The 26,990-nt window shown below is 39.0% G+C and carries 16 protein-coding genes and 1 riboswitch; of the genes, 8 read left to right on the top strand and 8 right to left on the bottom strand.

Going from position 1 to position 26,990, the window contains the following annotated elements; all coding sequences use genetic code 11:
• Positions 1 to 1,379: anthranilate synthase component I family protein (locus HP439_RS07000; RefSeq protein ID WP_172389626.1), on the bottom strand; the 1,379-nt coding region annotated here is incomplete at its 3' end.
• Positions 1,380 to 1,657: 278 nt separating this feature from the next.
• On the bottom strand, positions 1,658 to 2,335 hold the full coding sequence (gene trmD / locus HP439_RS07005) for a tRNA (guanosine(37)-N1)-methyltransferase TrmD (RefSeq protein ID WP_172389627.1): 678 nt from the start codon (positions 2,333 to 2,335) through the stop codon (positions 1,658 to 1,660).
• A 948-nt stretch (positions 2,336 to 3,283) separates the two neighbouring features.
• On the opposite strand from trmD, the gene HP439_RS07010 reads away from it, so the two are divergent.
• From HP439_RS07010 to HP439_RS07020, 3 genes are all read left to right on the top strand, one after another.
• Positions 3,284 to 6,475: a SusC/RagA family TonB-linked outer membrane protein gene (locus HP439_RS07010; RefSeq protein ID WP_172389628.1), complete on the top strand. Its 3,192-nt coding sequence runs from the start codon at positions 3,284 to 3,286 to the stop codon at positions 6,473 to 6,475.
• Between the two features lie 18 nt (positions 6,476 to 6,493).
• Positions 6,494 to 8,083 carry a SusD/RagB family nutrient-binding outer membrane lipoprotein gene (locus HP439_RS07015; protein WP_172389629.1) on the top strand — a complete coding sequence of 530 codons (1,590 nt, stop codon included), beginning with the start codon at positions 6,494 to 6,496 and terminating at the stop codon, positions 8,081 to 8,083.
• 322 nt (positions 8,084 to 8,405) lie between these two features.
• Positions 8,406 to 9,683, top strand: coding sequence for a hypothetical protein (locus HP439_RS07020; RefSeq protein WP_172389630.1), 1,278 nt, complete (start codon positions 8,406 to 8,408; stop codon positions 9,681 to 9,683).
• A gap of 369 nt (positions 9,684 to 10,052) precedes the next feature.
• Here the strand turns inward: HP439_RS07020 and HP439_RS07025 are convergent, their stop codons facing one another.
• Positions 10,053 to 11,114, bottom strand: a complete 1,062-nt coding sequence (locus HP439_RS07025) for an Mrp/NBP35 family ATP-binding protein (RefSeq protein ID WP_172389631.1) — start codon at positions 11,112 to 11,114, stop codon at positions 10,053 to 10,055.
• Between the two features lie 247 nt (positions 11,115 to 11,361).
• Between HP439_RS07025 and HP439_RS07030 the strand changes: the two genes are divergently transcribed.
• Entirely contained in the window at positions 11,362 to 13,440 is a 2,079-nt protein-coding gene (locus HP439_RS07030) for a transglycosylase domain-containing protein (protein ID WP_172389632.1), read from the top strand.
• Positions 13,440 to 13,994 (top strand): hypoxanthine phosphoribosyltransferase, encoded by a 555-nt coding sequence (hpt, locus tag HP439_RS07035; RefSeq protein ID WP_172389633.1) that lies wholly within the window; start codon positions 13,440 to 13,442, stop codon positions 13,992 to 13,994. The genes HP439_RS07030 and hpt overlap by 1 nt, the downstream gene beginning before the upstream one ends.
• A gap of 78 nt (positions 13,995 to 14,072) precedes the next feature.
• Here the strand turns inward: hpt and HP439_RS07040 are convergent, their stop codons facing one another.
• Together HP439_RS07040 and HP439_RS07045 are read right to left on the bottom strand one after the other, a co-directional pair.
• Positions 14,073 to 16,991: a PD-(D/E)XK nuclease family protein gene (locus HP439_RS07040; RefSeq protein ID WP_172389634.1), complete on the bottom strand. Its 2,919-nt coding sequence runs from the start codon at positions 16,989 to 16,991 to the stop codon at positions 14,073 to 14,075.
• 15 nt (positions 16,992 to 17,006) lie between these two features.
• On the bottom strand, positions 17,007 to 20,420 hold the full coding sequence (locus tag HP439_RS07045; RefSeq protein WP_172389635.1) for a UvrD-helicase domain-containing protein: 3,414 nt from the start codon (positions 20,418 to 20,420) through the stop codon (positions 17,007 to 17,009).
• A gap of 479 nt (positions 20,421 to 20,899) precedes the next feature.
• Here HP439_RS07045 and HP439_RS07050 point away from each other — a divergent pair, with 479 nt between their 5' ends.
• The 3 genes from HP439_RS07050 (at position 20,900) to metF (ending at position 23,261) form a co-directional block, all read left to right on the top strand.
• On the top strand, positions 20,900 to 21,442 hold the full coding sequence (locus tag HP439_RS07050; RefSeq protein ID WP_172389636.1) for a 30S ribosomal protein S16: 543 nt from the start codon (positions 20,900 to 20,902) through the stop codon (positions 21,440 to 21,442).
• Between the two features lie 67 nt (positions 21,443 to 21,509).
• The gene (gene rimM / locus HP439_RS07055) at positions 21,510 to 22,037 is read left to right on the top strand and encodes a ribosome maturation factor RimM (protein WP_172389637.1); all 528 of its coding nucleotides are present in this window, start codon (positions 21,510 to 21,512) and stop codon (positions 22,035 to 22,037) included.
• Positions 22,038 to 22,147: 110 nt separating this feature from the next.
• A riboswitch (SAM riboswitch) is annotated at positions 22,148 to 22,252 on the top strand.
• Between the two features lie 52 nt (positions 22,253 to 22,304).
• Positions 22,305 to 23,261 carry a methylenetetrahydrofolate reductase [NAD(P)H] gene (gene metF / locus HP439_RS07060; RefSeq protein WP_172389638.1) on the top strand — a complete coding sequence of 319 codons (957 nt, stop codon included), beginning with the start codon at positions 22,305 to 22,307 and terminating at the stop codon, positions 23,259 to 23,261.
• Between the two features lie 68 nt (positions 23,262 to 23,329).
• Here metF and HP439_RS07065 read toward each other — a convergent pair whose 3' ends face one another.
• The 3 genes from HP439_RS07065 to HP439_RS07075 form a co-directional block, all read right to left on the bottom strand.
• Positions 23,330 to 25,000 carry a glutamine--tRNA ligase/YqeY domain fusion protein gene (locus HP439_RS07065; RefSeq protein ID WP_172389639.1) on the bottom strand — a complete coding sequence of 557 codons (1,671 nt, stop codon included), beginning with the start codon at positions 24,998 to 25,000 and terminating at the stop codon, positions 23,330 to 23,332.
• A 334-nt stretch (positions 25,001 to 25,334) separates the two neighbouring features.
• On the bottom strand, positions 25,335 to 25,982 hold the full coding sequence (locus tag HP439_RS07070) for a carbonic anhydrase (protein ID WP_172389640.1): 648 nt from the start codon (positions 25,980 to 25,982) through the stop codon (positions 25,335 to 25,337).
• A gap of 52 nt (positions 25,983 to 26,034) precedes the next feature.
• Positions 26,035 to 26,990, bottom strand: a 956-nt coding sequence (locus HP439_RS07075; protein WP_172389641.1) for a SulP family inorganic anion transporter, incomplete at its 5' end; no start/stop codon positions are given.

Here is a 26,990-nt window from a genome sequence, read left to right on the forward strand (position 1 = left end):
GCACGTCGTAAAGCCGCTATTTTATTATTCACCTCTTGGAGTTCATTTTCTGGATCCGAATCAAGAACGATTCCTGCACCGGCTTGATAATGAAGCATGTTTTGTTTACTTAAGAATGAACGTATCATAATTGCATGATTAAAGTCCCCATTAAATCCCATGTAACCTAATGCTCCCGAATAAAATGATCGTTGTAGCCCCTCATAGCGATCTATTAATGTTAATGCCATGTGCTTGGGAGCTCCTGATAAAGTGCCCGCGGGATAGGTGTCGCCAACAACGTCAAAAGGATTTGTGTTTTGATTTAAAGTACCCGCTACCTTAGAGACTAGATGTATGATATGTGAATAGTATTGTGCTTGTTTGTAAGATTTGACTTCTACGTTCGTGCAATGACGACTCAGGTCGTTACGAGCCAAATCTACGAGCATTACGTGTTCCGCGGACTCTTTAGGGTCATTCTTCAGGGCTTCAGCTATCTTTTCATCTTTAGTCATATCGCCTGTGCGTTTGAAGGTGCCGGCGATAGGATAGATGGTCGCAGTCTCGTTCTTAATTGTGAGTTGCGCTTCGGGCGAGGAACCGAACAACTTAAAATCACCATAATCAAAATAAAATAAATACGGAGACGGATTTATAGAGCGTAAGGCACGATATACGTTAAATTCATCTCCGGAGAATGCTATTTTGAAAGCTCTAGATGGTACAATCTGAAATACATCACCACGTTGGATATGCGCTTTCATTTTGTTAACTAACGCTTTAAATGCGTCATCGCTCATATTAGAAGACTCTTCTCCCCGGACAGTGAATTTGTATTCGGGAAAATTTTTGTTTTGAATCAAGTATTCCATCCGATCTAAATCGGACTCTTGACCTTCAAATAAATTTTCGAAAATGTAGAGTTGGTTTCGAAAATGGTCAATTGCTATCACAAAGCGATACACATGGTACTGCATTTGTGGTATATCTCGTTCCGTGCTCGGAGGTGTTATGAGTTTTATGTCTTCAAAGTGTTCAATTGCATCAAAGGTAAAATAACCAAATAGACCGGAGGATATAACATTGATATCAGCCAAGGTATCTTGGGAAAAGCTTTTTCGAAACTTTGAAACCTCCTCACGAAGATTGATCGCATTTGCATCTTTATGTATGGTCTCTGCGTTTGGATATGTAATACGAAATTGATCCTTGGTCAAGGATACTCCTGCGATCGGATCGCAACAGATATAACTAATGTTATTGTCGCGATTTTGATATTCTGAACTTTCAAGCAACAGGCTATTGGGAAAAGAATCTCTCAAGCGAAGATAAATGCTGACAGGTGTTGTTGTGTCGGCGAGAATCTTCTTGTAGTTTGTATGAATTTTGTATTGCATATCGTGTAATTTCTATGTTTAAAAATCTTAAAAAATCTTGCCAAAAAGTCTTAAAAATACGAAAGGCCCGGCGATAAAACGTCGGGCCTGCATTCACAAGGGTTTTGGTTGATTATGAATATCTTATAATACACAAAACTAGTTCCCGACGCTATATGCTTCGAGCCACCACCAGTTTGTATGTAAGTTTCTTATTGTCATTTGTACACTACAAAATTATAATTATTTTTTGTTTATCAAATTATTTTTGAAAAAAAAACAAAATATAAGCGAAAATGTTAGTCATTCAATAAATCCGGACGTCGGTCCTCCGTCCGTTTTAATTGTTGTTCATCGCGCCATGCGTTTATCCTCGCCTTATGTCCGCTTAATAAAACTTCAGGGACTTCATGTCCTCTCCAAACTGCAGGTCGTGTATATATCGGCGCATCTAACAGCCCGTCTTGGAAGGAATCAGATAGAGCTGAAGTTTCGTCTGACAGAACTCCCGGGATAAGTCTGGCAATAGCATCAACTAAAATTGCTGCAGGAAGTTCACCTCCGGAAAGAACATAATCACCAATGGATAATTCTTTTGTAACAAAGACATCTCTGATCCTCTGATCTATACCTTTATAATGTCCGCAGAGTATGATGATATTCTTGAAAGAGGACAGTTCGTTCGCTATTTCTTGGTTGAGGGTCGCTCCATCGGGCGTCATATAGATAACTTCATCGTATTGTCGCTCTGCCTGGAGCTTTTCTATACAGGCCGCAAATGGTTCGATTTGCATAACCATGCCTGATCCACCACCGTAGGGGTAGTCATCAACGGATTTATGTTTATTAGCAGAGTAGTCCCTGAGATTATGGACATGAATTTCTACTAGTTCTTTTTTTTGAGCCCGCTGCAAAATAGAGTGCGCAAACGGACTCTCTAATAGCTGCGGTAGTACGGTGATAATGTCGAAACGCATGAGGCAAAGATAGGAACTTGTTCGATAAGTTAACTCATGGTTAGTTGTTGTGGCGTCGAATAATATTTTTTCGATCTGAAATGTTAATTTTTTCGGTATTCAGAATGTTACTTTGGAATCGAATTGTCTAGGATCAATAGGCTATACCAAATAATATTCGGTAAATCTATCTTTGCGTGAAAATAATGTTAATTTTTTTAACATTTTACTTTTGTTAATGTATTGGTGTGTTTTCTGTTAAATTTCGATGTGAATCAATATTATCTTGTAAAACTTGCAATAACAACTTTATCCCGCTACCTTTGCATTCCTTATTTATGCAAGGAACAAAATACTACTACCAAATTATATCCTCTACATTATCAAAAGAATGTTTGGTGCTATAGCGTAGTAAACGGACACTAATAATCTCAAGATCAAAAATCGAAGATTCTATTGTCTTTTCATATACCCAAACTTAGTTGAAATAGTTGATCAAATTGGATGAAATGAATTTGGAAGTAGAATTTTACGTTACAGTTAACTGTAATCAACAAATTACAAATAGTAATATTAGCCTTCTTAAGCCGCAAGCAGAAGAAAGATGTTGAACGTCAGGGATACTTAAACAAAAAAAATGGATATTTATTTGGAGCTAATGTGAAAAAGTGTTAAAATTGCCTAAGCAATTATATGTGCGCATAGTAAAGTACATGTTATAGGCCCACGAAAGCATTAACTAAATTAAATTACCAAGAGCAATGCGTTGCTCGTTATTAATCTTATAATAGGTTTTTTTATCAAGCGTGTCGGTTTGTAGGTTTTCGAAAAATCACACAGAAATTTTAGATCTGATTGACAGTAGGTAATGTACAATAAATTATTTACAGAATTTAGCAGTGAAAATCAACTCCAAGATGGTGATATCAAAATTTTATTTTATTAGCTTTTAACTAAACAATAATACAAATGAAACAAAAATTACTCAGTATTCTTTTTCTGCTGACGTGCCTAGTTGGGCATTCGTTTGCACAAAGTCGGCAGGTGAGTGGTAAAGTCACCTCGGCCGCCGATGGGACACCTATTATTGGTGCGTCCGTTACCGCTGTTGGAACCACAAACGCGACGCAGACTGACGGCGCGGGAAATTATTCCTTTTCGGTGGACGGCGCAAATGTAGAATTATCTTTTTCTTACATTGGATATGAAACGCAACGTGTTTCAATAGGAAGTCGATCAACTGTGGATGTCCAATTACTCGTTGACGATGCGATGCTTGAAGAGGTAGTAGTTACAGCGCTAGGTATTTCCAGAGAAAAGAAATCGTTAGGCTATGCTGCTCAAGAGGTAAAAGGAGAGGTCTTGACGGCTGCGCGGGGCGGAAACGCATTACAATCTCTTTCCGGGAATGTTGCCGGAGCTGTTATTTCTTCACCATCGTCATCTTTAGGGGGGTCCACAAGGGTGGTTCTTCGCGGAATTGGATCGTTAACCGGTGAGAATAGACCTTTGATCGTAATTGATGGAATTCCATTGAATAATGCAAATTACAATTCGAGCGACACACAGCGTGGTGGTGGCGGTCGAGATTATGGAGATGGAGCGTTTGACATTAATCCAGACGACATTGAGTCGATCAATGTGCTAAAGGGAGGTCCAGCTTCGGCGCTCTACGGTTCTCGCGCTGCTAATGGTGTGCTTTTAATTACAACAAAAAAAGCTAAAAAAGGCCGCGATGAGATCGTTTTAAATACCGGGGTATCTTTCGAGAATCTTGGAGTCACACCTAAACTTCAGAAATTATATGGAGGCGGGTTTTCAGGCGAATTTGCGACTGCAACAATCGATGGAAAAGAGTACAAGCTAGTTGATTACGCTGCCGATGAGTCTTGGGGTCCTAAATTAGATGGGCAGGAAGTACTACATTGGGATGCTTTTGATCCAAATGATACCGAGAATTATTTAAAGACACGTCCATGGTCATATCCGAATGATGATTACCGCTCATTTTTCGAAACAGGCGTTACATGGACTAATTCTATTTCGTTAGCGAAATCTTATGAAAATACCTCCGCGAGATTATCGCTTTCAAACGTTGATCAATCTGGAATTGTACCCAACTCTGAGTTGAAAAGGACATCAGTTAATCTGAGCATCGACAACAAGTTCTCCGATAAGCTTACGGCTAGGGGGGTTATTAATTATGTGCGTACAAATGGATTTAATCGGCCTGAACAAGGATATGGAGATGCTTCGGTCGCTCAAAAGATGTTCCAATGGGGACAAACCCAATTGGACTATTCCCGCTTAAAAAATTATAGAACCGCAACAGGAGAACAAAGAACTTGGAATCGTTCTTCGTGGGATGATGCAACACCGAAATTCTCGGATAACTATTACTGGATTGTTAATGAAAACACTTCAGCCGATCAAAGAGATCGTTTTTATGGAAATGTAGAACTTCGTTATGATTTTATGCCTGGTTTATACGCCACGGGTAACATATATGGAGACAATTCTACATTGAATATAAATTCTCGTGTTGCCGTAGGGTCACAGGGGGTATCAAGTTATAGTGAAAGTCTACGTGAAGTAACTGAAATGAACTACGAAGGAAGAGTACATTTTGATAAAACTTGGGGTAAGATATCTCTTAACACATTCGCTGGGGCAAATCGCCGTAATTATAATAGTTATTCTGCGAACCATGGAACGTCGGGTGGCCTAATTGTACCGAATTTATATACGATTGGCAATAGTGCAGAGCAGGCTTCTGTTTCGACGTCTATTACACGTAAACGCGTAAACTCATTATTTGGGAGCGCATCTATTGGTTATAATGAATTGGTATATCTAGACGTAACAGCTCGGAATGACTGGTCGTCTACTTTGCCAGCGGGTAATAACTCTTATTTTTACCCGTCTGCAACTGGATCTTTTATTTTTTCGAAACTGATCGATGCTCCATGGTTAAACTTTGCTAAATTTAGAGCAGGTCTATCTAAGGTCGGAAACGATACCGATCCTTATAATTTGGTTGACGTGTACTCGAACACTGTATTTGATAATACAACATACTTAGACAATCCATATTTTTTGAAAGGATTAGGCAAGTTAAACAGTGAATTACGTCCCGAATCAAAACTTACGTATGAATTCGGAATCGAGGCCCAATTATTTCAAAACCGCGTGGGAATAGATGTTACTTATTACAATGAAGAAACTACTGATCTAATTATGGGTGTTACTACTGGTGCTGAAACTGGTTATACCTCCAAATTTATGAATGCAGGTCGCGCTGTGAACAAGGGTATCGAAGCAATGTTAACATTAGTTCCTGTGCGTAATGAAAATTTTGAATGGAGCTCTAATATTAATTTTTCAAGAAATCGTAACAAGGTAGCAGAGCTATATGGCGACTTGCAGACATTAACGATTGCTACGGCTCCCTTCAAAGCAACTTTAATAGCTATGGTTGATCAGCCGTACGGACAGATTTATGGGTCAGATTTCATATATGACGACCAAGGTAATAAAGTTGTAGGAGCAAATGGTCTTTACCTTTCTTCTGATGTTAAAAATTTAGGTTCGATTTTACCGGATTTTAACGCGGGATGGCGTAATACGTTTACCTACAAAGCCTTTACACTGTCTGCGCTAATTGATATGCAAAAAGGAGGAAAATTCTTTTCAGTCTCTAACATGTTTGGGAATTACACCGGTGTTTTAGAACAAACGGCAGCAAACGGCGTTCGTGAAACCGGCGCAGTTTCCGAAGGCGTTACTGGAACGGTTACTCGGAATTCAGATGGAACTTATACTGTTACTAATACGGAAAAAAACACACAGAATGTTAGTGCTGCTGCTTATTTCGGTCAATACTATGGAGGTCCGACGGCGCAAAACGTGTTCGACGCTGATTATGTGAAGCTTCGTGAAATTACGTTAGGTTATAATCTGCCAAAGGAGTTTGTAAGTAAACTGCGTTTGCAAGGAGCGACCATCTCTGGTTTCGCGAGAAACATAGCCGCTTGGGGATTAGATAATGAAAATTTCGATCCAGAAATGGCAACCACAGGTAGTGGCAACATTCAAGGTTTCGAGGGTGGTAATTTACCAGCTTCTAGAACATTTGGTTTGAACTTAAAACTACAATTTTAAAACTGACTTGGTAACATCATGAAAAATATAAAATCAATATTATTATCTTCTGTCATAGGATTATCTTTGCTGTCGACAACCTCGTGTACAAAGGATCTGGAGGAGATAAATGCAAACCCGAACTTTCCGGAAATTGTGCCTACAAATTCGATATTTAACGGTGCGAATAGATATCTTTTTAATTATACCCGTGACGGCTGGTGGATGATGCGTATGTCGATGCCATGGATGCAATATGCTGCACAAAACAACTATGTTGAGGAGGATAAGTACCAATACCGAGACGTCCAGACTAGCAACGGTTGGGTTTACTTATATCGTACGGCTAATAACTACAAGGACATTATTGAAAAATGTGAGGATCCTGAACTAAGTGTTGAGATGTCCGCTTATGGTAATTTAAATAATCAGATTGCTGCATCGCGTATCATGTTAGCATACGTTTTCGATAATTTAGTTACACACTTTGGAAATGTCCCTTATTGGTCGTATGGACAAAGGGAAAATCCTAATTTTCAAGCTCTAAAGGTGGATGAGTTTGTAACTCCCGTATATGCTTCTGAAGAAGAGATTTATGCAGATTTATTAAAAGAACTTAAAGAAGCGTCCGAGCAAATCGTTGAGACTGAAGCTGTATTTAATACAGGAGATAATATTTACGGAGGAGACGCGATGAAGTGGAAGAAGCTGGCGAATTCCCTTAGACTGCGTATTGCTAATCGTATAAAACACGTATATCCAGCCGCGGCTGCTGAAATTCAAGATGCAATAAGTAGCGGGGTCTTTACTTCAAATGCTGATAATGCTATCCATGCATTTGGAACCACCAATAACGACGCGAATCCGTTTTGGAAGTTATTCTATGTTGGCAACAGGACGGACTTTTGGGTAAACCGTTCGTTTATTCAACTTTTAAAAGGTGAGGCCGGCGAATTTGGATTTGATCCTCGCTTATACAAAGTTGCAGCTCCTAAAGGAATTACATTTAATGCATATACATCAAACGGATACACCAATTCAGACGATATGGATGATTATCCAGGTATGCCATACGGGTTACCGGATGTAGAACCTTACTATCAAGTTACTGCAAATATTAATATTTTTTCAAAAGAGTTCTTAAAGATTGATCGTGGTGAGGTATTAATTGAGTATTCGGAGGTTGAATTTTTATTAAGCGAAGTAAACGGATGGGATCAGGATCATTACGAAAACGGTGTTCGTGCGAATATGGAACGATTAGGGATAGCAGACGCAGATATAGCGAATTTTATTTCTGGACTTCCTGTGGCGAATGAGGAATCTGTCTTGACCCAAAAGTACGTAACGTTAATGTATAATCCTGACGAATCGTGGAACGAATATAGACGGACAGGATACCCAACTACTGATATTTTGTTAATGCCTGGTGAAGCATCGAAACGTCCACATGACGGATCAGCTTATACGTTTACTCCTTTACAATCTGGAAATGTAATTGCAACTGATATTCCATCACGCGTACGTTATCCGGTTACCCAGCAAACGCTAAATCCGGTGAATTGGAGTGGTGCTGCCCAAGCATTGGGTGGAGACGAAATTGACAAAAAATTATGGTTTGCAAAATAAGCGAGCATAAGTATATTTTTAGATTCAATGAAAAAATTCTAAAGTAGAAGTTGAATCAATAATAGTTTTAAAGGCGGTCGAGTGATTTCTGACCGCCTTTTTTTGCTATAGTTTGTCTTCAGAAATTGGTCAGGGATGTTAGATAAGTCTATTCTGTAGAAAAATATCATTCTGTAAAGGATCATTTTATTCGAACACTTATAGTCATCAAATGTTATTAATATATTTATGTTCTCAAGAAATATGTATCAGAATTGTTATCGCGAATATTGATTCTTAATTCATAGATTTAAAATATTTTATTTACTAATAAATATTTGTTATGAAATTTAGTTCCCCAGTATTGATGCTAATAATTATTACATTATTCAGTTGTCAGAAAGATCTACCTCAATCTGTAGAGATCCAAAATGAATCGATAAAATTTATCACTCTTGAAGAAGCAATTAGGATGGAACAAGAGAAAAACCTCTCTACGAAACAATCCATCCATCTTTTTGAAACGTCCCAAATACAACCTGACCCTGCGCCTGAAGTTCTAGAAGTAACTTCTAGCGCGGACTGTGCCGCAGATCCAATAATGACTATTTGGAGTCCTGTAACAAAACTGACAACAGATGGTAAAAACCTGTTTACTGGTGGTGGAAGGGCAATGCCTTATAAATTTAAAAAAGGAAATTCTTATCAAATAAGTTTTTCGGTTTCTAGCGAAAATCATTACTCGCATAGTAGTACTATAATAGACCAATTTCCGGGGCTACAATTAGGAATGGCTAACGAGTCTAATTTCCCAACGACATGTCTAAATTCGGTTAATCTTAACACACTGTCTATACCATCGACAACCGTCGAAAAAATTCCAGGAAAAAATATCTATACAGGAAATGCAAACGGCGGATCAGGACGCATTTACCAACGTACGATTACATTGGTGGCTGATGCGTGTTATGAGTACCTTTGGTTCAACGTTACTCCTGTTTCAGGAACCTATAATCATACTTTTAGCATAAGGAATCTTGCTATCTCCGAAATACCGGGTAGCTTTTCCCTTGTACAATCAGGAACTCTTGAGAATGGAAATATGGCACAATTTGTAGTAAAGTATAATGGTTATGTGATCGATTATCCTTTTGAGTGGACAACGACAGGGAATCTTGTTATTCAAGGAAATGCGACAGGTAATTCTGTTTCGGTTAGATCGTCAAATGCAGCATCCTATTTAGGATCAGTGAAGGCCAGTATACTCGGTTGTGGACTATTTGCAGAAAAATCATTTGATAGGTGTACAGGCATGCAACTTCAAGGAAGCTTTGATGGATTTGTACATATTAAGCAAGGATGGCGGGATAAGGAAATTAGTTTTATCCCCGTTGCTGGTAAGACTTATAGTAAGTACAGTTGGACTATAGGTGCTGATCTGCCATTAGTACAAAATGGTAATAGCGTTTCGATAAGCGTTCCGAGGAATTATTCTCTAATCGATGGCTATAAAGGTGATGAGGTAGATCTTACTGTGAAAGCTGAAGGCGAATGCGGAATGATGACGAAAACTATGAAGTTGAAAATTATTCCGGCTCAGCCGATAGTTGAGCCGATTTAAATTTAAAACGTATTCAGATCGACATGCGTCGATAACAGGAGGTCTTGAATCGATACGTAAAAAAAATAAGTGTGGGCCTCATTTGTCAATATTGGGTCTGCGAGTTCCACGAAATTTCCTTGTAAACTAACAGAGACGATTTTTTTTGGAAAGTCTCTGTTAGTTTTTGACTAAAAATGTAAGCTTGGTTTTTTGTTAATCGTATGACATCTTTTATACACCGTATATATCGCTCAAGCAGAAGGTTATTGTGCCGATGTAATATTTTCACTGCGCTATAATTGTGAAATACTAAATGCTTTTTAAATCAGTTCATGGGAGGCGATCCGATAATCCTATAAAGGATATTTCTATAAATGAACCCAATATTTATTGTTTACTATTAACGATACTTAACTCTTGCGCGACCCTTCCAGCAATTTCTTTATAGGTCACCGATACCGGCTCGTCGCCATCCAATAATATTGGGAAACCGTTATCGCCGGCATCGGCTACAGATTTTACCAAAGGTATCTCTCCTAGGAATGGGACCTTATTGCTCTCCGCGAGTCTCTTTCCTCCATCTTTTCCGAAGATATAATATTTATTACCTGGAAGCTCGATTGGCGTAAAATAAGACATGTTTTCAACGATGCCTAAGATCGGGATGTTGATTCCTTCCATTTGATACATGCCGATACCTTTGATGGCGTCAGCTAGTGCAACTTGTTGGGGAGTTGTGACAATAACTGCACCCGCGATAGGGTAGGACTGAGCTACAGTTATATGAATGTCGCCTGTGCCTGGAGGCATGTCAACAATTAAATAATCAAGCTCTCCCCAATGAGCGTCACCGAATAGTTGCTTAATTGCTGAAGTAGCCATTGGTCCCCGCCAAGGAATAGGCTGATTTGGATCTGTAAAGAAACCGATAGAAAGAAGTTTTAATCCGAATTTTTCAATCGGCAATATTTTCGTTTTTCCATCTGCGGTTTGCATCGACTCTGGACGTGTTCCCTCTAATCCAAACATGATAGGCAATGAAGGGCCATAAATATCCGCATCGAGCAATCCTGTTTTGGCGCCAGTCTCTGATAACGCTAATGCTAAATTTGATGCAACAGTCGATTTACCTACACCGCCTTTACCAGAAGAGACCAGAATGATATTTTTTATGCCGCCTAATTGGGCAGATTCGTTCGCTACAACACGAGAAGTCATGTTTATTTCAACTTCAATCTCTTTACTTACAAACAATGCTATTGCATTACGACAAGCATGTTCTATATGTCCTTTTAATGGGCAGGCTGGAGTTGTTAGAACAACATCGAATTTAACCTTTCCTGGAAGAATTTCTATATTTTGGATCATGTTTAGCGTTACCAAATCTTTCTTAAGGTCTGGTTCTTCAACATGTCCTAGTGCGTGTAGTATTTGATCCTTAGTAATCATGCTAGTATTATATAGCGCAAAGGTAAACAATGCGTTAAAAAAACATGTCATATTGATGTTGATAAGTAATCTCAAGAAAGAGAAAAGAGTATCTTCTCTTAGGATGATTAGATGAGAGCAACATGCTTATGGCATAGGTATTTATGATTCAAATTTTGTGATATGTTTTGGGAATGCGTCATGATCGAAGCAAATTATAGCCCCCATTATGAAAAAAATACTCTATTTTTAATCCAAAGTTTGGTTAATGAACATAATTGATAAAATACCAGCTCTAACGCCAAATCAACGTAAAATCGTGATCTGGGCCGTAGGGGGAATTCTTGCGATTATTATTCTTGGAATAATTGTGACACTTTCTGTAAGGGGGAAACTGTTGGATTCTGCTGTCTTGAAAGTAAAATCGACATTACTGGACCGATATGATATAGATTTTCAAACAAGCCAATACAAATTTAGTGGATTAAAGACAGTCACTTTTAATGATATCGTATTACTACCGAAAGATCGCGATACCCTCGCTAGGATTGAAAAAATGTCGGTGTCTGTACGGATTTGGCCCCTGCTATTTGGTGATGTTAAATTGGGGCGTTTAGGATTAGTGAATTCAAAGGTAACCTTAGTCAAGAAGGACAGTGTCAGTAATTATGACTTCCTCTTTAAAAAAGAGCAAAAAGTACCTACGGTACAAAGGGATAGTTCAACTAATTACGCGGCGCTAATAGATGGTGTCATAAAGCAGGTTTTTTTCAAGATACCATCTGATATGGAACTTAGCAATTTCGAAGCCTCTTATCAAGATGATAGCTTATTTCAAAAAATACGCTTGCCTACTGCAGCGGTCGATGGCGGAGATTTTCAGGTTGCACTATTCTTAAACGATCATGATGCGCAATGGAATTTTGCGGGTTCTGTTAACCCTGATAAACAACAACTTCATGTTGAAATTTCTTCGGAAAATGAAAATGCTGAATTACCCTTATTACGTAGGAAGCTGGGCTTAGGGATAAGTTTCAATAAAATTGTCTTTGATCTGAGCCGTGTAAATAGAATTTCTCACGATTCATTAACGCTTTCCGGGAGCTGGGGTTTTGAGGATTTAAAGGTTAATCACCCCCGTCTTTCTCAAGAGGATATCATTTTGCCGGAAGCTACAGCTGAAGGACAGATCAACATTGGAAGCCGAGCACTTGAGATTGATCCTAAAAGCACGATTCGGGCGAAGGACTTTGCCTTTCAACCCTATGTCAAGTTTATTCCGAAACCTGATAAGGAAATTGAACTTTCGATCCATACTCAGCGCTTTAAAGCGCAGGATTTTTTTGATGCTATTCCAGCGGGGTTGTTCGAATCGCTTGAGGGAATTAAGGTTGATGGTGAGATCGCCTATGATTTAGATTTTAAAGTGAATTTAAAGAACCCGGATTCGCTTTTGTTTAGTTCTCGGATAGATGATAAGAATTTAAAAATTGTCAATTGGGGTCGAGCTAATATAAATTCTCTAAACACAGCATTTACCTATCATGCCTACGAAGATACCGTCTTGATGCGAGAGATAGTTCTTGGTACTGAGAACCCAAATTTCACGCCTTTGTCGTCGATAGCGCCGATACTTCGAAAAACGCTACTTAACACAGAAGATCCCTATTTTTACGAACATTCGGGATTTGAAGAGGAAGCGTTTAAATTATCGATAATAACGAATATCAAAGAGGAGGCATTCAAAAGAGGAGCAAGCACGATATCCATGCAATTTGTCAAGAATGTATTTTTAAATCGGAATAAGACAATGATGCGTAAGTTTGAGGAGATCCTTTTGGTTTGGTTGATGGAAGCATCGAATCAAGTTTCGAAAGATAGATTGTTTGAGATTTATTTAAACGTGATCGAATGGGGTAAAAATGTGTACGGTATTAAAGAAGCCTCGAAATATTATTTCGGCAAACTTCCATCCGAATTGACTTTAGGTGAAAGCTTATATCTTTCCAGTATAGTCCCTCGACCTAAAACAGGTTTAGCTTCATTTGAATATACAGGGCATCTTAAACCTTGGGTGATGCGACATTTTAATACCTACGGGAGTATTTTACGGCGAAGGGGACAATTGACAGACGAAGTTGTGCCCGCGAACTATGGATTTTATCAGGTGACTTTAGAGTCTAACCTAAGGCCTCCACGTCCCAAAGGCATTGTGGATACTGGCTTCGTGGAACGCGATCCACAGCATGAAGCAATGATGCGGGAAATGGAACAGGATGAGGTAAGAAGGAGGAACTTGCTAGAGCGACTATTTGGGAAGGATAGTACGAATAATGAGATGCAATAATGAATAGAATCACAATAGATAATCTTGACTTTGAGGTTTTTATAGAATATAGTCAAATAAAGAAACGTATTCGACTAATGGGGATAGACATCAGTGTCAAATATTCGAATCGAAATCCCGTGTTTATTGGTGTCCTTAACGGATGTTTTATGTTCATGGCTGACCTGTTGAAACAGGTTCATATTCCCTGCGAACTTTCTTTTGTAAAACTGGCATCCTACCAAGGGACACAACAAGAGCACATAAATGAGTTGTTCGGTGTCGGGATGGATATCTCAGGCCGCGAGGTAATTATCGTGGAAGATATTATTGACTCTGGAAATTCCTTACGACATACTATTGATGCTCTTGAACGACTTAATGTAAGTAGTATTTCTGTCTGTACACTTTTGATGAAACCCTCGTGTTTAAAGCATACGTTTGATAATATTATGTACGTAGGATTTGAGATCGAGAAAGAGTTCGTTGTCGGATATGGCTTAGATTATAATGGACAATGTCGAAACCTGCCCGACATTTATAAAAATGTTAGTTTACCTCAAAATGAAAAATAAATGTCTGTCTAACGTCAATACATTTTTAGATGTTAGAAGAATAATATCAGGACAGCCTACGACGTGCTCCGTGAAAAACTAATCAACATCTTCTTCTACAAGTGCATTACGATAGAATAGAGTATATGGATCTGATGGATAGATGGTGCTTTGTGCATTATGTTTGAACGGTATTGCGGGGTTGAAGAGTTCTTCCAACGTTGCTCGGAGAAATTCCAAGAAACGCACCTTCGTAAGTTGCAAAATTTCTGTCTCGAGCGTTTCCTTTTTGCTGTGAAATAATGTACCATCTTCACGCATTTTACGTGAGACGTAAAGATGCGGTTCTAAATTTTGTCTGCCTGTACTTTTCTCGAATACATGGGCATAAAACAGTGTTTGAACTAGTGCTTTATTTGATGTGTTGGCGGAAAATACTTTTTCAAGACTGCCAAAAATCACACTGTCCCCGCCTGTTTTATAATCAACAATACGTGTCTTCTGTTCTCCCGAGCGATCGATCACTACATCCACCCTGTCGATGATTCCTAAAAGATTTACCGTTTTCGGTTTTCCAAGCACGGTAATTGGAAATTGTATAGTATAATTAGTTTCTAGTTCTATAATTTTAATTTTTTTATAATTATCTATATCGTACTGAACAAACATGCTTATATATTCCGAAGCAATTTTATGCATAATCCGATGCATACTATTTAACTCTTCGATTTTCCTATCATTTTGATAAAGGTCATTTATTTCTTGAACGACAAGAGAATCGATTTTTTTTAGACAAGAGATTAAATTTTTAGTGTCGATAAATCCGTCAATTTCTTTAAAAGGCCATAAAATTTTCTCCATAACATTGTGGATGACTGTCCCCAATTTGTTCATTTCGAATTCTTGACTTATTGTTGGTGGTTCTTTAATACCTGCAACATATTTTAGAAAAAACTGTAAAGGGGAATGCAAGTAGGTCGTTAGGGCCGACGCAGAAATTCGGTTGTCTTGTTGCAAGTATATCTGTTGTAGATGTTCCCAAATAGCCCCTTCTTTTGGGATTATTAACTCTTCCTGTTTCGGTGGAAATTGAATCGGTTGTTGCTGTTGATGGGTAATAAATTGGAAATTACTTTCAAACTGTAGCTGTTTAACAAAACGACTTTCCTCACCAGAACTACTTTCGTCGATTAGGCTGTTGTAATATATATGGATATCGTCACTATACTGAAAGTGTCGGTAAAACAGGTAAGCCGAGAGGGCATCTTGGTTTTCCAAAATAGGTAGCCCGTATGCTTGGCGCAAACTTGAAGGGAGGAAGGTAGGTGTGTTACTGGTTTTGGGGAGAATTCCTTCGTTAGCACCTAAGATAAATACCTGGTCGAAGTTTAAACATCGGCTTTCTAATAGCCCCATAATCTGTAGCCCATTTAATGGATCTCCCTCGATGGCCGAGTTTATTGGGGCGATGGCTTTACGTATAAGGCCGATTTGAAAGGGGATAGAGGTTGTCGTAATCCGACCTAAGCCTAATTGCAGTTGATTGAGTATCTTCTTGGTTTCAACAAGTAGATTACTGTCTATCTGGCTAGCATGGTCTTTCAGCGCCATAGCGTCGAGTAGGTAGTTTATTAACAAAATCATTTCGGCGATTAGTTCTCCTGCATTTTCAATAACGTTAAAAAAACGTGGAACCGCACTGTGTTTTATGTCAATATCTATCAAAGGTATTTCAAAAAGTTGCTTTTCAGCAATATTGTCCATGAGCGTAATACGGTCAAGGGAAGCAATTTGTGTCATTGGGTGGTTCAAAAACCTTTCTAACTGCTGAAATGTAACTTTTTTTCTTCGTAAGTGTGAAATATCTTCCTGCACGTCTAGCCATAAATCTAATAGACCATAGATTGGGGACTGAGTCAATGGATACCCCGTGGTAATGTTAGCTCTTAGCTCAGGAAGGCTCTGGAGTAATGGTACCAATAAGCTTTCATCCGCGAGTAGTATAGCAGCCGTTTTCTGTGGATACGTGGGCGGTGAGATAATTGTACTCTTAGTCTCTATAGTGGTTTCATCGGTTAAATGTTTTAGTTTTTCATATAGTAGTTTGGTCTGGCTATTTTTTCCCGACGCAGCATAAAGATGAACAGGAATGTTACGGTTCCCTATGACGTTTACAGTTTCGCCAAGTGCATTTAGGAGTCCATGCTGTTTAATATTTTGCCTGATAAATAATCCCGCCTCCTGCTGATTGTCTTCCAGATAATATGCGTCAACATCAAAATAAAATAGTGCGGACCCTTGTGATTGCCAGCGCTGAAAAAGGAGAGTTTCTGCTTTATTCAAGGCGTTAAACCCTACAAACAATACCTTTTTATATTTTTCAATAAAATTTTTTTTCGCAACTCGATTCTCAACTAAATCACGATATAAACTTGGATAAGTTAATTGTTTTTGGTCGGCAAGTTGTGCTTTAAAAGCGTGATAGAGTGCCGGTAGTCGCTTCCACAAACGAAGGAACCTTTCCTGGACCGCGCTATGTCCGGAAGCGCTGAAAGACTGCCAGAATTGGCGTATGAATCCTTTTTGCTCACTTGTGAGGTGTTGGAAAGCAATATCTATTTGCGTGCTGTCGTATAGTTCCGCATAGATATCTTCTATTTGTACAAGTTCATAATCAAGTTGTCCGAAATCGGCGAGAATAATTTCTGCAACCGGATAGAACTCTTCTAACGTTTCTTGTTCTAAACCTTCATTGGCAAGCATCTGATTGTGTAGATCGTAAAGATAAAAGAATTGCGTTAGTGGTGATGCTTCTAAAGCATTCGTAGATTGTTTAAAAAACTCCTGAATGGTGTAAAATTGAGGAGACCATATCGCCTGTTGATAGACGTCAGCTAAATGTTTTTTCAGATAAGTAATTGGGCGTTTGTTGTTGAAGATGATTGCTATTTCGGAAAGGTCGTTCCCGAAACGGTTTTTAACATCCTCTGCTACGAGCTTCAAGAAAGGTGTGTCCATGTACTGTCTTATTAATTATTTTACTTCTACTAGCTGATTCGTCTTGGCATAATATAGATAACCTTTAACATTTTGATAGCCTAGTTTTTTTAATGCTCCTTTATATTTGTCAATTTGATATTGGTGGTCACTGTAGTCGCCTTTGGTGAACTTGAAGTCAAGTACAATGGTTTCCTTGTCACTAGAAAAAACTTTATCTGGCCGAATCGTTTTTCCGTCTTTAAGGATGATGTCTGCCTCGTTCCAAATTTTGTAGGAGCCAGTAAGCCATTTGTTAATTTCAGGTTGCTCCCAGATTTGATGTATCTCCCGTTGTAGGAAAGGTCGATCTGCAGGGTTTAAAACACCAAGTTCGATGTAGTTGTCTATGTGTTCGTCGATCTGGTCACGGTCTGTAATTTGTGACATGATCTCGTGTGCAAATAGGCCATGTTGAGCAGCTTGGTCGAGTAGCAGGATACTATTGATGTTTCCACGAATTCCTTTTTCAAATTCCTGTTGCAAAGCTGCAGATTGAGGATATTCCGTTAAGTAAACTGTTTCCCAACGATCCATACTTTTATCGTTCACTCCGTTTTTATCTTTTTCAACGTCTACGGGTTTAGATGACGAGAGTACCATTTCGTTTACGGGATTATCTATTATGAGCGCATTCTGCTCTAGGAGAAATGGGGATTCGGGTGCTTGCAGTACCTGGTGAAGGATGTCGCTAATGTATTCTGATTTTGCGTCAGACTCGCGCGATTTGCTGCCTGAATCTTTAGATGCAGGAGCAAGGATAAACAAGTGCTTTTTGGCCCGCGTAGTTGCCACATAGAAGGTGTTCAGTGCGTCCATATAGTTAAATAGCATCTCCTCGTGGTATTGCTTGTAGAACGTAGAATTTGCAATGCTCGATGTATATTTAATGGGGATCTTTCCAAGTACAGAAAAAGGTGTATTTTCTGTGTTAATCCAGAAATCGCCATTAGCCATACCATCGAGACTCCAGGAACAGAACGGAATCACTACAACATCATATGCAAGACCTTTGGATTTGTGTATTGTAGTCACCTCAATGGCATTTACTTTTCCATTTGCGGGTAGACTTGATCGTTCGGCATCTTCCTCCCAATATTCTAGAAATTGAGTGACTCCTCGGTCTCCTGCTGCTGAAAATCCAGTGACGATATCTTTGAAAGCGAGTAGGTAGGGTAGATGTATTGAGTTTTCAACACCAAGCTCATAGATTTCAATAAGTTTCTCAACCAGATGCACTAAGGGAAGTTGTTGCAATTCCAACCATTCCTTTACCAAACGTTCAGGTAACAGACGATTTAGGCTTGGGATATCGTTGCTTGCAAAATTAAGCCATTGTTCATGACGAAAGGTTTTTCCCGTTTTGCAAAGCTGGTAGAGATAAGCCATCTTTGCACGAAATAATACATGCTTTTGTGTATTGTATACCAAAGCCTTTAGCGTTTCGATCAAAAGAGAGACACCATCGTTGCTGGCTAAAGTTAATGCATCGCCGGAGATAACTTCAAAAGTTAGGCTTTCACCATGAGTTTTGTTATATTCACTCTTGTAAGCCATCAATTTTTCAATGACAGTTCGAGCTTCCCTGTTGCTGCGCACCAAAATGCCTATTTGGTTTGACGTGTATCGCCCAGAAAGTATCCAGTTTGCAACTTTTTCACTAAGTATATTCAATGATTCTTCCTGCACCTTGGTACGTCGATGAGCGTTAGATTCGACTGAGAGATATTGAATTTCGATGGATCCTTTTTCTTGTGGATTGTTTATTTTATAGGTTGGGACTTGCTGTTCGCTGTTCTGGTAGGCCTTAATTAAAAGCTGCGAATTTCCTGTAGATTTCCACCATTGTATGCCCTGTTCATCAAGGTTGCCGTGAACTTTGTTTTCAAGGATGTTTTGCAGCGCTCTAGGTATAGTTTTAAAAATATAATTGTTTAATGCTATAATTTCCGGAGCACTACGATAGTTGATATCGAGTGTTCCATTTTCAATAAATTTAGAACGTTCGGCAGTTTGTAGATGAAACGCTTCTGCTACTTGTTCCTCGATTTGTTGTAATAAAATCCTCCAATCACCATTTCGCCAACGATAGATGCTTTGTTTAACATCTCCTACTATAAGATGTTCGTTTATTTGTTGTTTTGCGTTACCAAGAGCATTGATTAGTAATGGGCTATAGTTTTTCCATTGAATTCGTGACGTATCTTGGAATTCATCGAATAAAAAATAGTTATACCGGTTCCCAATTTTTTCCCAAATAAAAGTAGGGTCGTTATTTTCATCGAGCCCTAGTTTATTTAACAGGAGCTGTGAATCAGATATCAGTTGCGCCCCATTTTCCTTGCGCCATAGGCGTAACAAACCACTCATCTCTTTTAGGAGGCGTAAGTAATAAAGGTTTGTTTGTACCGCGCGATAGGCAATGTAATTCGGATAGAGTTCGTAAAGATCCTTTAGCTTTGCGAGAATAGGAGTCAGGGCATCTTTCAAATCATTTCTTTCAGGGCCTTTAATTTGACAAAAAGCAGTCTCATCGTCGAGGATAGTTGTAAAACGTTCAAAAATTTTCTCTAACTCTGAAAAAGAAGATTTATTTACTCGAGAGTTGATTTTACTCGCCGCAGCAATTTTATTCCTCGATTTCCCTTTCATCTCATCCTGATCCAGGCTATACTCTTTACAGGTGCTCTGGAAGAGTACAATCAGTTCGGACAGTGTAGTAAGAAAATTTTTTGTTTTTTCCTGTGTCTCCTTGTTTAATAGCATAAAGACTTGATGTGCATCGGCAGTTGTAAGATGCATATCAAATTCTTGAAAATTTTCCGTGAAGATTAGTCCAGCCAAATTGACGAGCTGCTGCCGATAGTTCCAATTTTCATTGTTCGCTATTTTTTGCTCGGCATAGTCGATGATCCAATGTAACAGATCAGGCTTTTCATCCAGAAGTTGATTGAGCATAACCGTAAGGTCTTGCTTCACTTTGTTGGTGTTCATCTCAATTTTATAAGCAGCATCGAGGTTTAATTCGTATGTGAAGCTGCGAATAACTTTTTGTGAAAATCCGTCGATTGTGCTTATTGTAAATCGACTATAATCATGTATAATCTTTCGATAGATTCGATGTGCTTTTTGTTGTAACGATTGAGCGTTCCAAGTTGGGTTTTCCCGTAAAAGAAGTGTTCGGAAGTTCTCGATACTTCTTGAAGGATTTGCAGTAGCGAGTCCTTGCATTGTTGTGAGTACACGCTCTTTCATCTCGGCGGTTGCCTTATTGGTGAAAGTGACAGCTAGGATTTCGCGATAGCTGTTGTCATTATATAGTAGTAAGGTGATATAATGGAGAGTGAGACTGAAGGTTTTTCCTGAGCCTGCAGAAGCTTTTAATATTTTTAGAGGAGCAACCAAATCCATGTGATATAAATTAAAAGTTGTTACTTTCGTAGATCTAGATAAACTACTTAAGTTAATGGTTTGTGCGATCTTAATCAAAGTGATAAAGATATGCGCCGAGCCAAACTCTGATAATGTGGTCTCGATTGTTGACTAAATATATAGAATAGTTTGTTTAAAACCGATTTACCTAGATTCTCAAATATACGGAATTATATAAGCATAAAACGATCGCCCCGTTGCCGTCTTAATAAAATAAGTGATTAATTGTTCCAGTGGGATAATTGCAAAAGATGGACTTGAAAAAATAAAAAAATCGGATTAAATAGTGCTTTTGACGGACAGGAATATTTTTGCAACAATGGTAGAGCGTTGAGAATAATGTGGTTGCAAAGTAGTCAATTGTTATTTTGTTGGTTCGTTTTGTTTTTTATTTGTATCTTTGCGTCCCCTCTTGCATGAAGCTCGGGGGATATGTTGAATACATAAAAAAATAAAACATGGCAACTAAAATCAGATTGCAAAGACATGGTAAAAAAGGTAAACCTTTTTACCACGTAGTAGTAGCAGATGCACGTGCTCCACGTGATGGTAAATTCATTGAGCGTTTAGGTTCTTATAACCCAAACACGAATCCAGCAACAATCGTTCTTGATTTCGAGAAAGCATTGGGATGGTTGAACAATGGTGCACAACCTACTGACACAGCTCGTACTATCCTTTCGGATAAAGGCGTTCTTTACAAAAAACACTTACAGGGTGGTGTGAAAAAAGGTGCTTTCGATGAGGCTAAAGCTGAAGCGTTATTCGCTGAATGGACCGAATCCAAAACTGCTAAAGTTGAAGGAGCAAAAACCGGTTTAGCACAGTCTAAGGAAGAAGCGAAGAAAACTGCCCTTGCTGCTGAAGCTAAGAAGAAGGCAGACAGAGCTGCTGCAATTGCTGCTAAAAATGCACCAGTTGCAGAGGAAACTCCAGCTGAAGAGGAGGCTTCTGAAGCTCCTGAAGCTGATGCTCCTGCATCTGAAGAAACTGAAGGATAATCACTATTCATACAGATTCAAGAAAGCCGAACCTATTGGATTCGGCTTTTTTAATTTTTAACTATCGATGAAATTAGAAGAAGCATTTTATATCGGATACATCACCAGGACGCGTGGACTAAAGGGGGAGATGCAATTGTTTTTTGAATTTGAAGATTATTTGGATCTCGAGTTCGACGTGTTGTTTTTGGAAATGAACAAGAAGCTTGTTCCCTATTTTTTAGAGGCAATAAAACTACATAAGAATAGTACAGCTTATTTATCTCTTGAAGATGTCGATCATATTGATAAGGCCCAACCATTATTAAGAAAGAAAGTGTATCTTCCATTAGACAAAATGCCAGAGCGGGACCCTGATGACTTTCGTTACTCAGATTTAGTCGGTTATTTGGTTATAGATGAGAACGAGGGGGAGTTGGGGCCGATAATCAATGTACAAGAGATGCCTCAGCAGTTTATTGCAACTGTGGATATGGTTGGTAAGGAGCTGATGTTCCCTCTTTCTGATGATTTAATTCTTGCTATTGATGCCGAAGAAAAAGTATTGGAAGTTGAACTCCCAGAGGGCTTAGTGACGTTATATCGGGAGGATTAACCCCTCCCTCATTTGGAATAGGTAATTTAAGGATTTAGAATATCCCTCACGAAGGTGTTGGGTTTGCTTTTTAATTTTGACATGTTACTTCTATTACCGATATTAGCAACCGCTTATAGAGAAAGGTAGAGGGAATAGACCCGGTGAAACCTTAGCAACCTGGCTCATACCAAGGTGCTACATTCTACTCACTATTTAGGTGAGAATGATAAGTGAAGGAACACAGCTATTGTGCGTTTTCTCTAAGCCTAAAATATCCAAGAAAAGATGAAGATAGTAGATCACATTAAAAATGCGCAGGGCAAGACTTTGTTTTCGTTTGAATTGCTGCCGCCGGCAAAAGGCCAAGGAATACAAAGTATTTTTAAGACGATGGATGAACTTATGGAGTTTAAGCCACCGTTTATTGATGTTACGTATCACCGGGAAGATTATTTGTACAAGCAACATGATAACGGGTTGCTGGAGCGTGTTGCCTATCGCAAACGGCCCGGTACGGTCGCTATTTGTGCAGCGATAATGAATAAGTATAAGGTGGATGCGGTTCCGCACTTGATCTGTGGAGGATTTACCAAAGAGGAAACGGAAAACGCATTGATAGACCTGAATTTCCTAGGAATAGATAACGTGCTGGTTCTTCGTGGAGATGCTCGTAAAGGGGATGGGGATTTTATTCCAACCCCAGGAGGACATGCCTATGCCACTGATCTTCTACATCAGGTTCACGATATGAACCAAGGTAAATATTTACATGAAGATATCGCGATATCTGAGAAAACGGACTTTTGCATCGGCGTTGCAGGATACCCAGAAAAACATTTTGAAGCTCCAAATTTTAATACGGATTTTAAATGGTTAAAAATGAAGGTAGAGATGGGTGCAGAATTTATTGTTACCCAAATGTTTTTCAACGTTGAGAAGTATAAGGAGTTTGTCAATAAATGCCGTGATAATGATATTCATGTGCCCATCATTCCTGGCTTAAAACCATTAACGACGAAAAAGCAACTAATTAGCCTGCCTAAAATATTCCATCTGGATATTCCAGAGGAATTAAGTGATGCTGTCGATGCATGTAAGACAAATGCTGATGTGCGAAAAGTAGGTGAGGATTGGTTAGTTGAGCAATGTAAAGAACTAATTAAGTTCGGAGCTCCAGTATTGCATTTTTATACAATGAGTAACCCTGGGCCAACAAAGAAAATTGTCGAGCGTTTAGCGTAAATTATCAAAAACAAAGCCGGCTCTAAAGAAAATTTTAGAGCCGGCTTTGTTTAACACGAAGTGATATATTATCCTTTTTTGACTTCTTTCGCCCAAGAGTCTTTTAAGGTAACTGTTCTGTTGAAAATTAAATTGTCACTATTTGATTTGTTGTCTAAGCAGAAATAACCTAGACGAATAAATTGATAACCCGTTCCTGGCTGTGCGGAAGCTAAGTCTGGTTCAATATATGCTTTTTTTATTGTCTTTAAACTTTCTGGATTTATAGATGATTTGAAGTCTTCAGTTGCGGCTGGATTCTCGTCATTGAATAATCTATCATAAACGTTTATGGTTGCTTCCTGTGCATGTGCGCTTGAAACCCAGTGTATAGTTCCTTTTACCTTGATTCCTGAGGTGTCTTCTCCCGACTTAGAATCCGGGAAATATTCACAATGGATTTCAGAGACTTTACCACTGTCATCCTTTACAAAATTATTGCACTTTACAATGTAAGCATGTTTCAACCTAACGGATAGTCCAGGCCCTAAACGGAAGAACTTTTTAGGTGGTTCTTCCATGAAATCATCTCGTTCTATCCATAGTTCATTAGTGAATGGTAGAATACGCGTGCCTCCTCCATGTTCTTCTTCGGGATTGTTTTCTCCCTCTAGTTCTTCAACTTGGCCTTCCGGATAATTCGTGATTATTAACTTGATAGGATCTAATACGGCCATTCGACGTAAAGCGGACTTGTTCAGATCTTCACGAATACAGAATTCCAACAAACTAACGTCGATCATGTTTTCACGTTTCTGGACGCCAATTTTTTCGCAAAATGTGCGAATCGATGTTGGTGTATAGCCACGTCGCCGCAATCCCGAAATCGTTGGCATTCTCGGATCGTCCCAACCTTCAACAAAACCCTCGTTTACAAGCTGAAGCAGTTTGCGCTTACTCATTACCGTATAACTGAGATTCAAGCGAGCAAACTCATATTGTTTGGATGGAAATATTTCTAATTTATCAATGCACCAGTCATATAATGGACGGTGAGGGATAAATTCAAGCGTACAGATAGAATGTGTGATTTTCTCTATTGAGTCTGACTGTCCATGTGCAAAATCATACATCGGATAAATACACCATTTGTCACCTGTACGGTGATGATGAGCATGTTTGATTCTATATAATAAAGGATCACGGAGATGCATATTCGGGCTCGACAAATCGATCTTCGCCCGTAATACTTTTTCACCGTCCTGATATTTACCGGCACGCATATCTCTGAAAAGTATTAGGTTCTCCTCGCGGTCCCTGTTACGGAATGGGGTCGGTGTGCCAGGAGTTGTAGGGGTTCCTTTTGACGCGGCAATTTCTTCGGAGGTACTATCATCAACATATGCAAGCCCTTTTTTGATAAGTTCCTCTGCAAAATTATAGAGCGTTTCAAAATAGTCCGAAGTATAAAGCTCTTCGGCCCATTCGAAGCCTAACCACTGTATATCCTGCTTGATGCTTTCTACGTACTCAGTTTCCTCTGTCACTGGGTTTGTGTCATCGAAGCGCAGATTAGTCTTTCCGTTGTACCTTTGTCCTAACCCAAAATTTAAGCAAATAGACTTAGCATGACCAATATGGAGATAACCATTAGGTTCTGGCGGAAAGCGTGTTAACACACGGCCATCATGTTTCCCTATACGAAGATCTTCTTCAATAATCTCTTCGATAAAATTCAGTGGTTTTTCTTCATCTAACATGTTACAAAGGTACTTATTTATGCGTGATTTATGATGCTGGTGAGTTAAAATTAATCTAGGCGGATTGTTGCTATTTAAATCTGCAGTGTAGTACATTCAACTTTAAATCAATGAATCGGATCTCGTAGCCATTAACAACGGAATTACAAGATGTTGCCACTGATTCGTTTCGCATTCATTGGAAATTTTAGGGAAATCAGATGCACCAATACAAATGACTATCCGGATCGCCAATCGTAGTTTTTCGCCGGGATTCTAAAAGCAAAAATCTCCGACCAGTCGTCGGAGATTTTGTCTACAATTAATACCTGTTGGATCGTATTATAATTCTTAGCTATTTAAATGCAAATACTTTTCCTAATGAATCATTGTTGGTAAACGTATTATTTAAATTAATTAGTTCACCAGAACCAATATCAATGACCATCCCGTGAACTGCCAAAGGTTGTCCGGATTTCCATGCGTTTTGTACGATGGAGGTGGTACAAAGGTTGAATACTTGTTCTTTTACGTTTAGCTCGACAAGTCGACTGGTTTTTTCTTCGGGATTCTCAATTGCGTCAATTTCATCAGCATATAAACGGTAAACGTCCTTGATGTGACATAACCAGTTGTCGATAATTCCAAATTGGTTGCGACTCAACGCTGCTGCCACTCCACCACAACCGTAGTGCCCAGCTACGATAACGTGTTTGACCTTTAAAACAGATATTGCATAGTCAAGCACCGACAGCATACTCATATCTGAATGTACACACATGTTAGCAATGTTACGATGTACGAAAACTTCGCCTGGCTTTGTTCCTGTAATCTCGTTTGCTGGTACACGACTGTCTGCACAACCTATCCATAAAATTTCTGGGTTTTGTCCCTTAGCAAGTTGTTGGAAGCGTCCTGTCTGGTCTTCTTTTACAAATTCCACCCAGTTCTTGTTGCCATCCATTATTTTTTGAAATCCTAATTCTAATTCTTTGTTTTCCATGTATTTTTTGTATATACGACGACTCCTTTTTTTGGGGAGTCAAGTTAGTTTATTATTTTTCTTTTGTCAATTTATTTTTGTAACTAATTGAATCAAGAGTTATAGCGATACCTTTACTAGTTGCATTTAACTCAAAGTCTTTTAATACTTCGATAACGTCTTTATCAATAAATTTACTGTGTTTACCATTGATATGGATAGCTTCAGCGTTTTTTGGGATACTATATAACTTTTGTTGGATCGGAACCTTGTTAAGGAACGAAACTTCCTCAGCTAAAGTCATTATATAGGTCTGTTCGCCCTTGTTGTCTTGAATCTCCATTTTGAATGCATTTTGCATGTTTGCGCGGATTATATAAAATATTGCCACAACAATACCGATTCCAACGCCCATTAACAAGTCGGTAAATACAATAGCTAGAACGGTGATGGCGAACGGAATAAACTGATCTAGCCCTTTACGCATCATTTTTTTGAACAACGCGGGATTAGCGAGCTTATAACCTGTATGAAGGAGAATTGCAGCTAGACTTCCCAGTGGTATCAAATTTATAAGCTGAGGGATCGCGATTAACGCAAGGAGCAGCCATACGCCGTGCAACATTGCTGATTGACGCGTCCGTCCCCCCGCTTGCACGTTTGCTGATGAACGGACGATCACCGAGGTAAGGGGAAGTCCACCAAGAAAACCGCTCGTCATGTTTCCAATACCCTGTGCCATAAGCTCCCGATTAGTTGGCGTATTTCTTTTTAACGGATCTAATTTATCAATTGCTTCAATACTAAGTAAGGTTTCTAAACTAGCAATGATCGCAATCGTGAAGGCGACTATCCATACTTCTTTATTAAATATTTGAGTGAAGTCCGGGAAGATAAACAGCTCTGTAAAACCCTGGAATGAGCTAACGATCGGAATCATAACGTAATGGTTTTCAGAAAGCTGAATACCTGTTCCTCGAAATAATGCGCTGAGCCCTATACCTATTGCCACAACCATTAAAGGGGCGG

The organism is Sphingobacterium shayense, assembly GCF_013179575.1.
In the GTDB taxonomy this organism is placed as follows: domain Bacteria; phylum Bacteroidota; class Bacteroidia; order Sphingobacteriales; family Sphingobacteriaceae; genus Sphingobacterium; species Sphingobacterium shayense.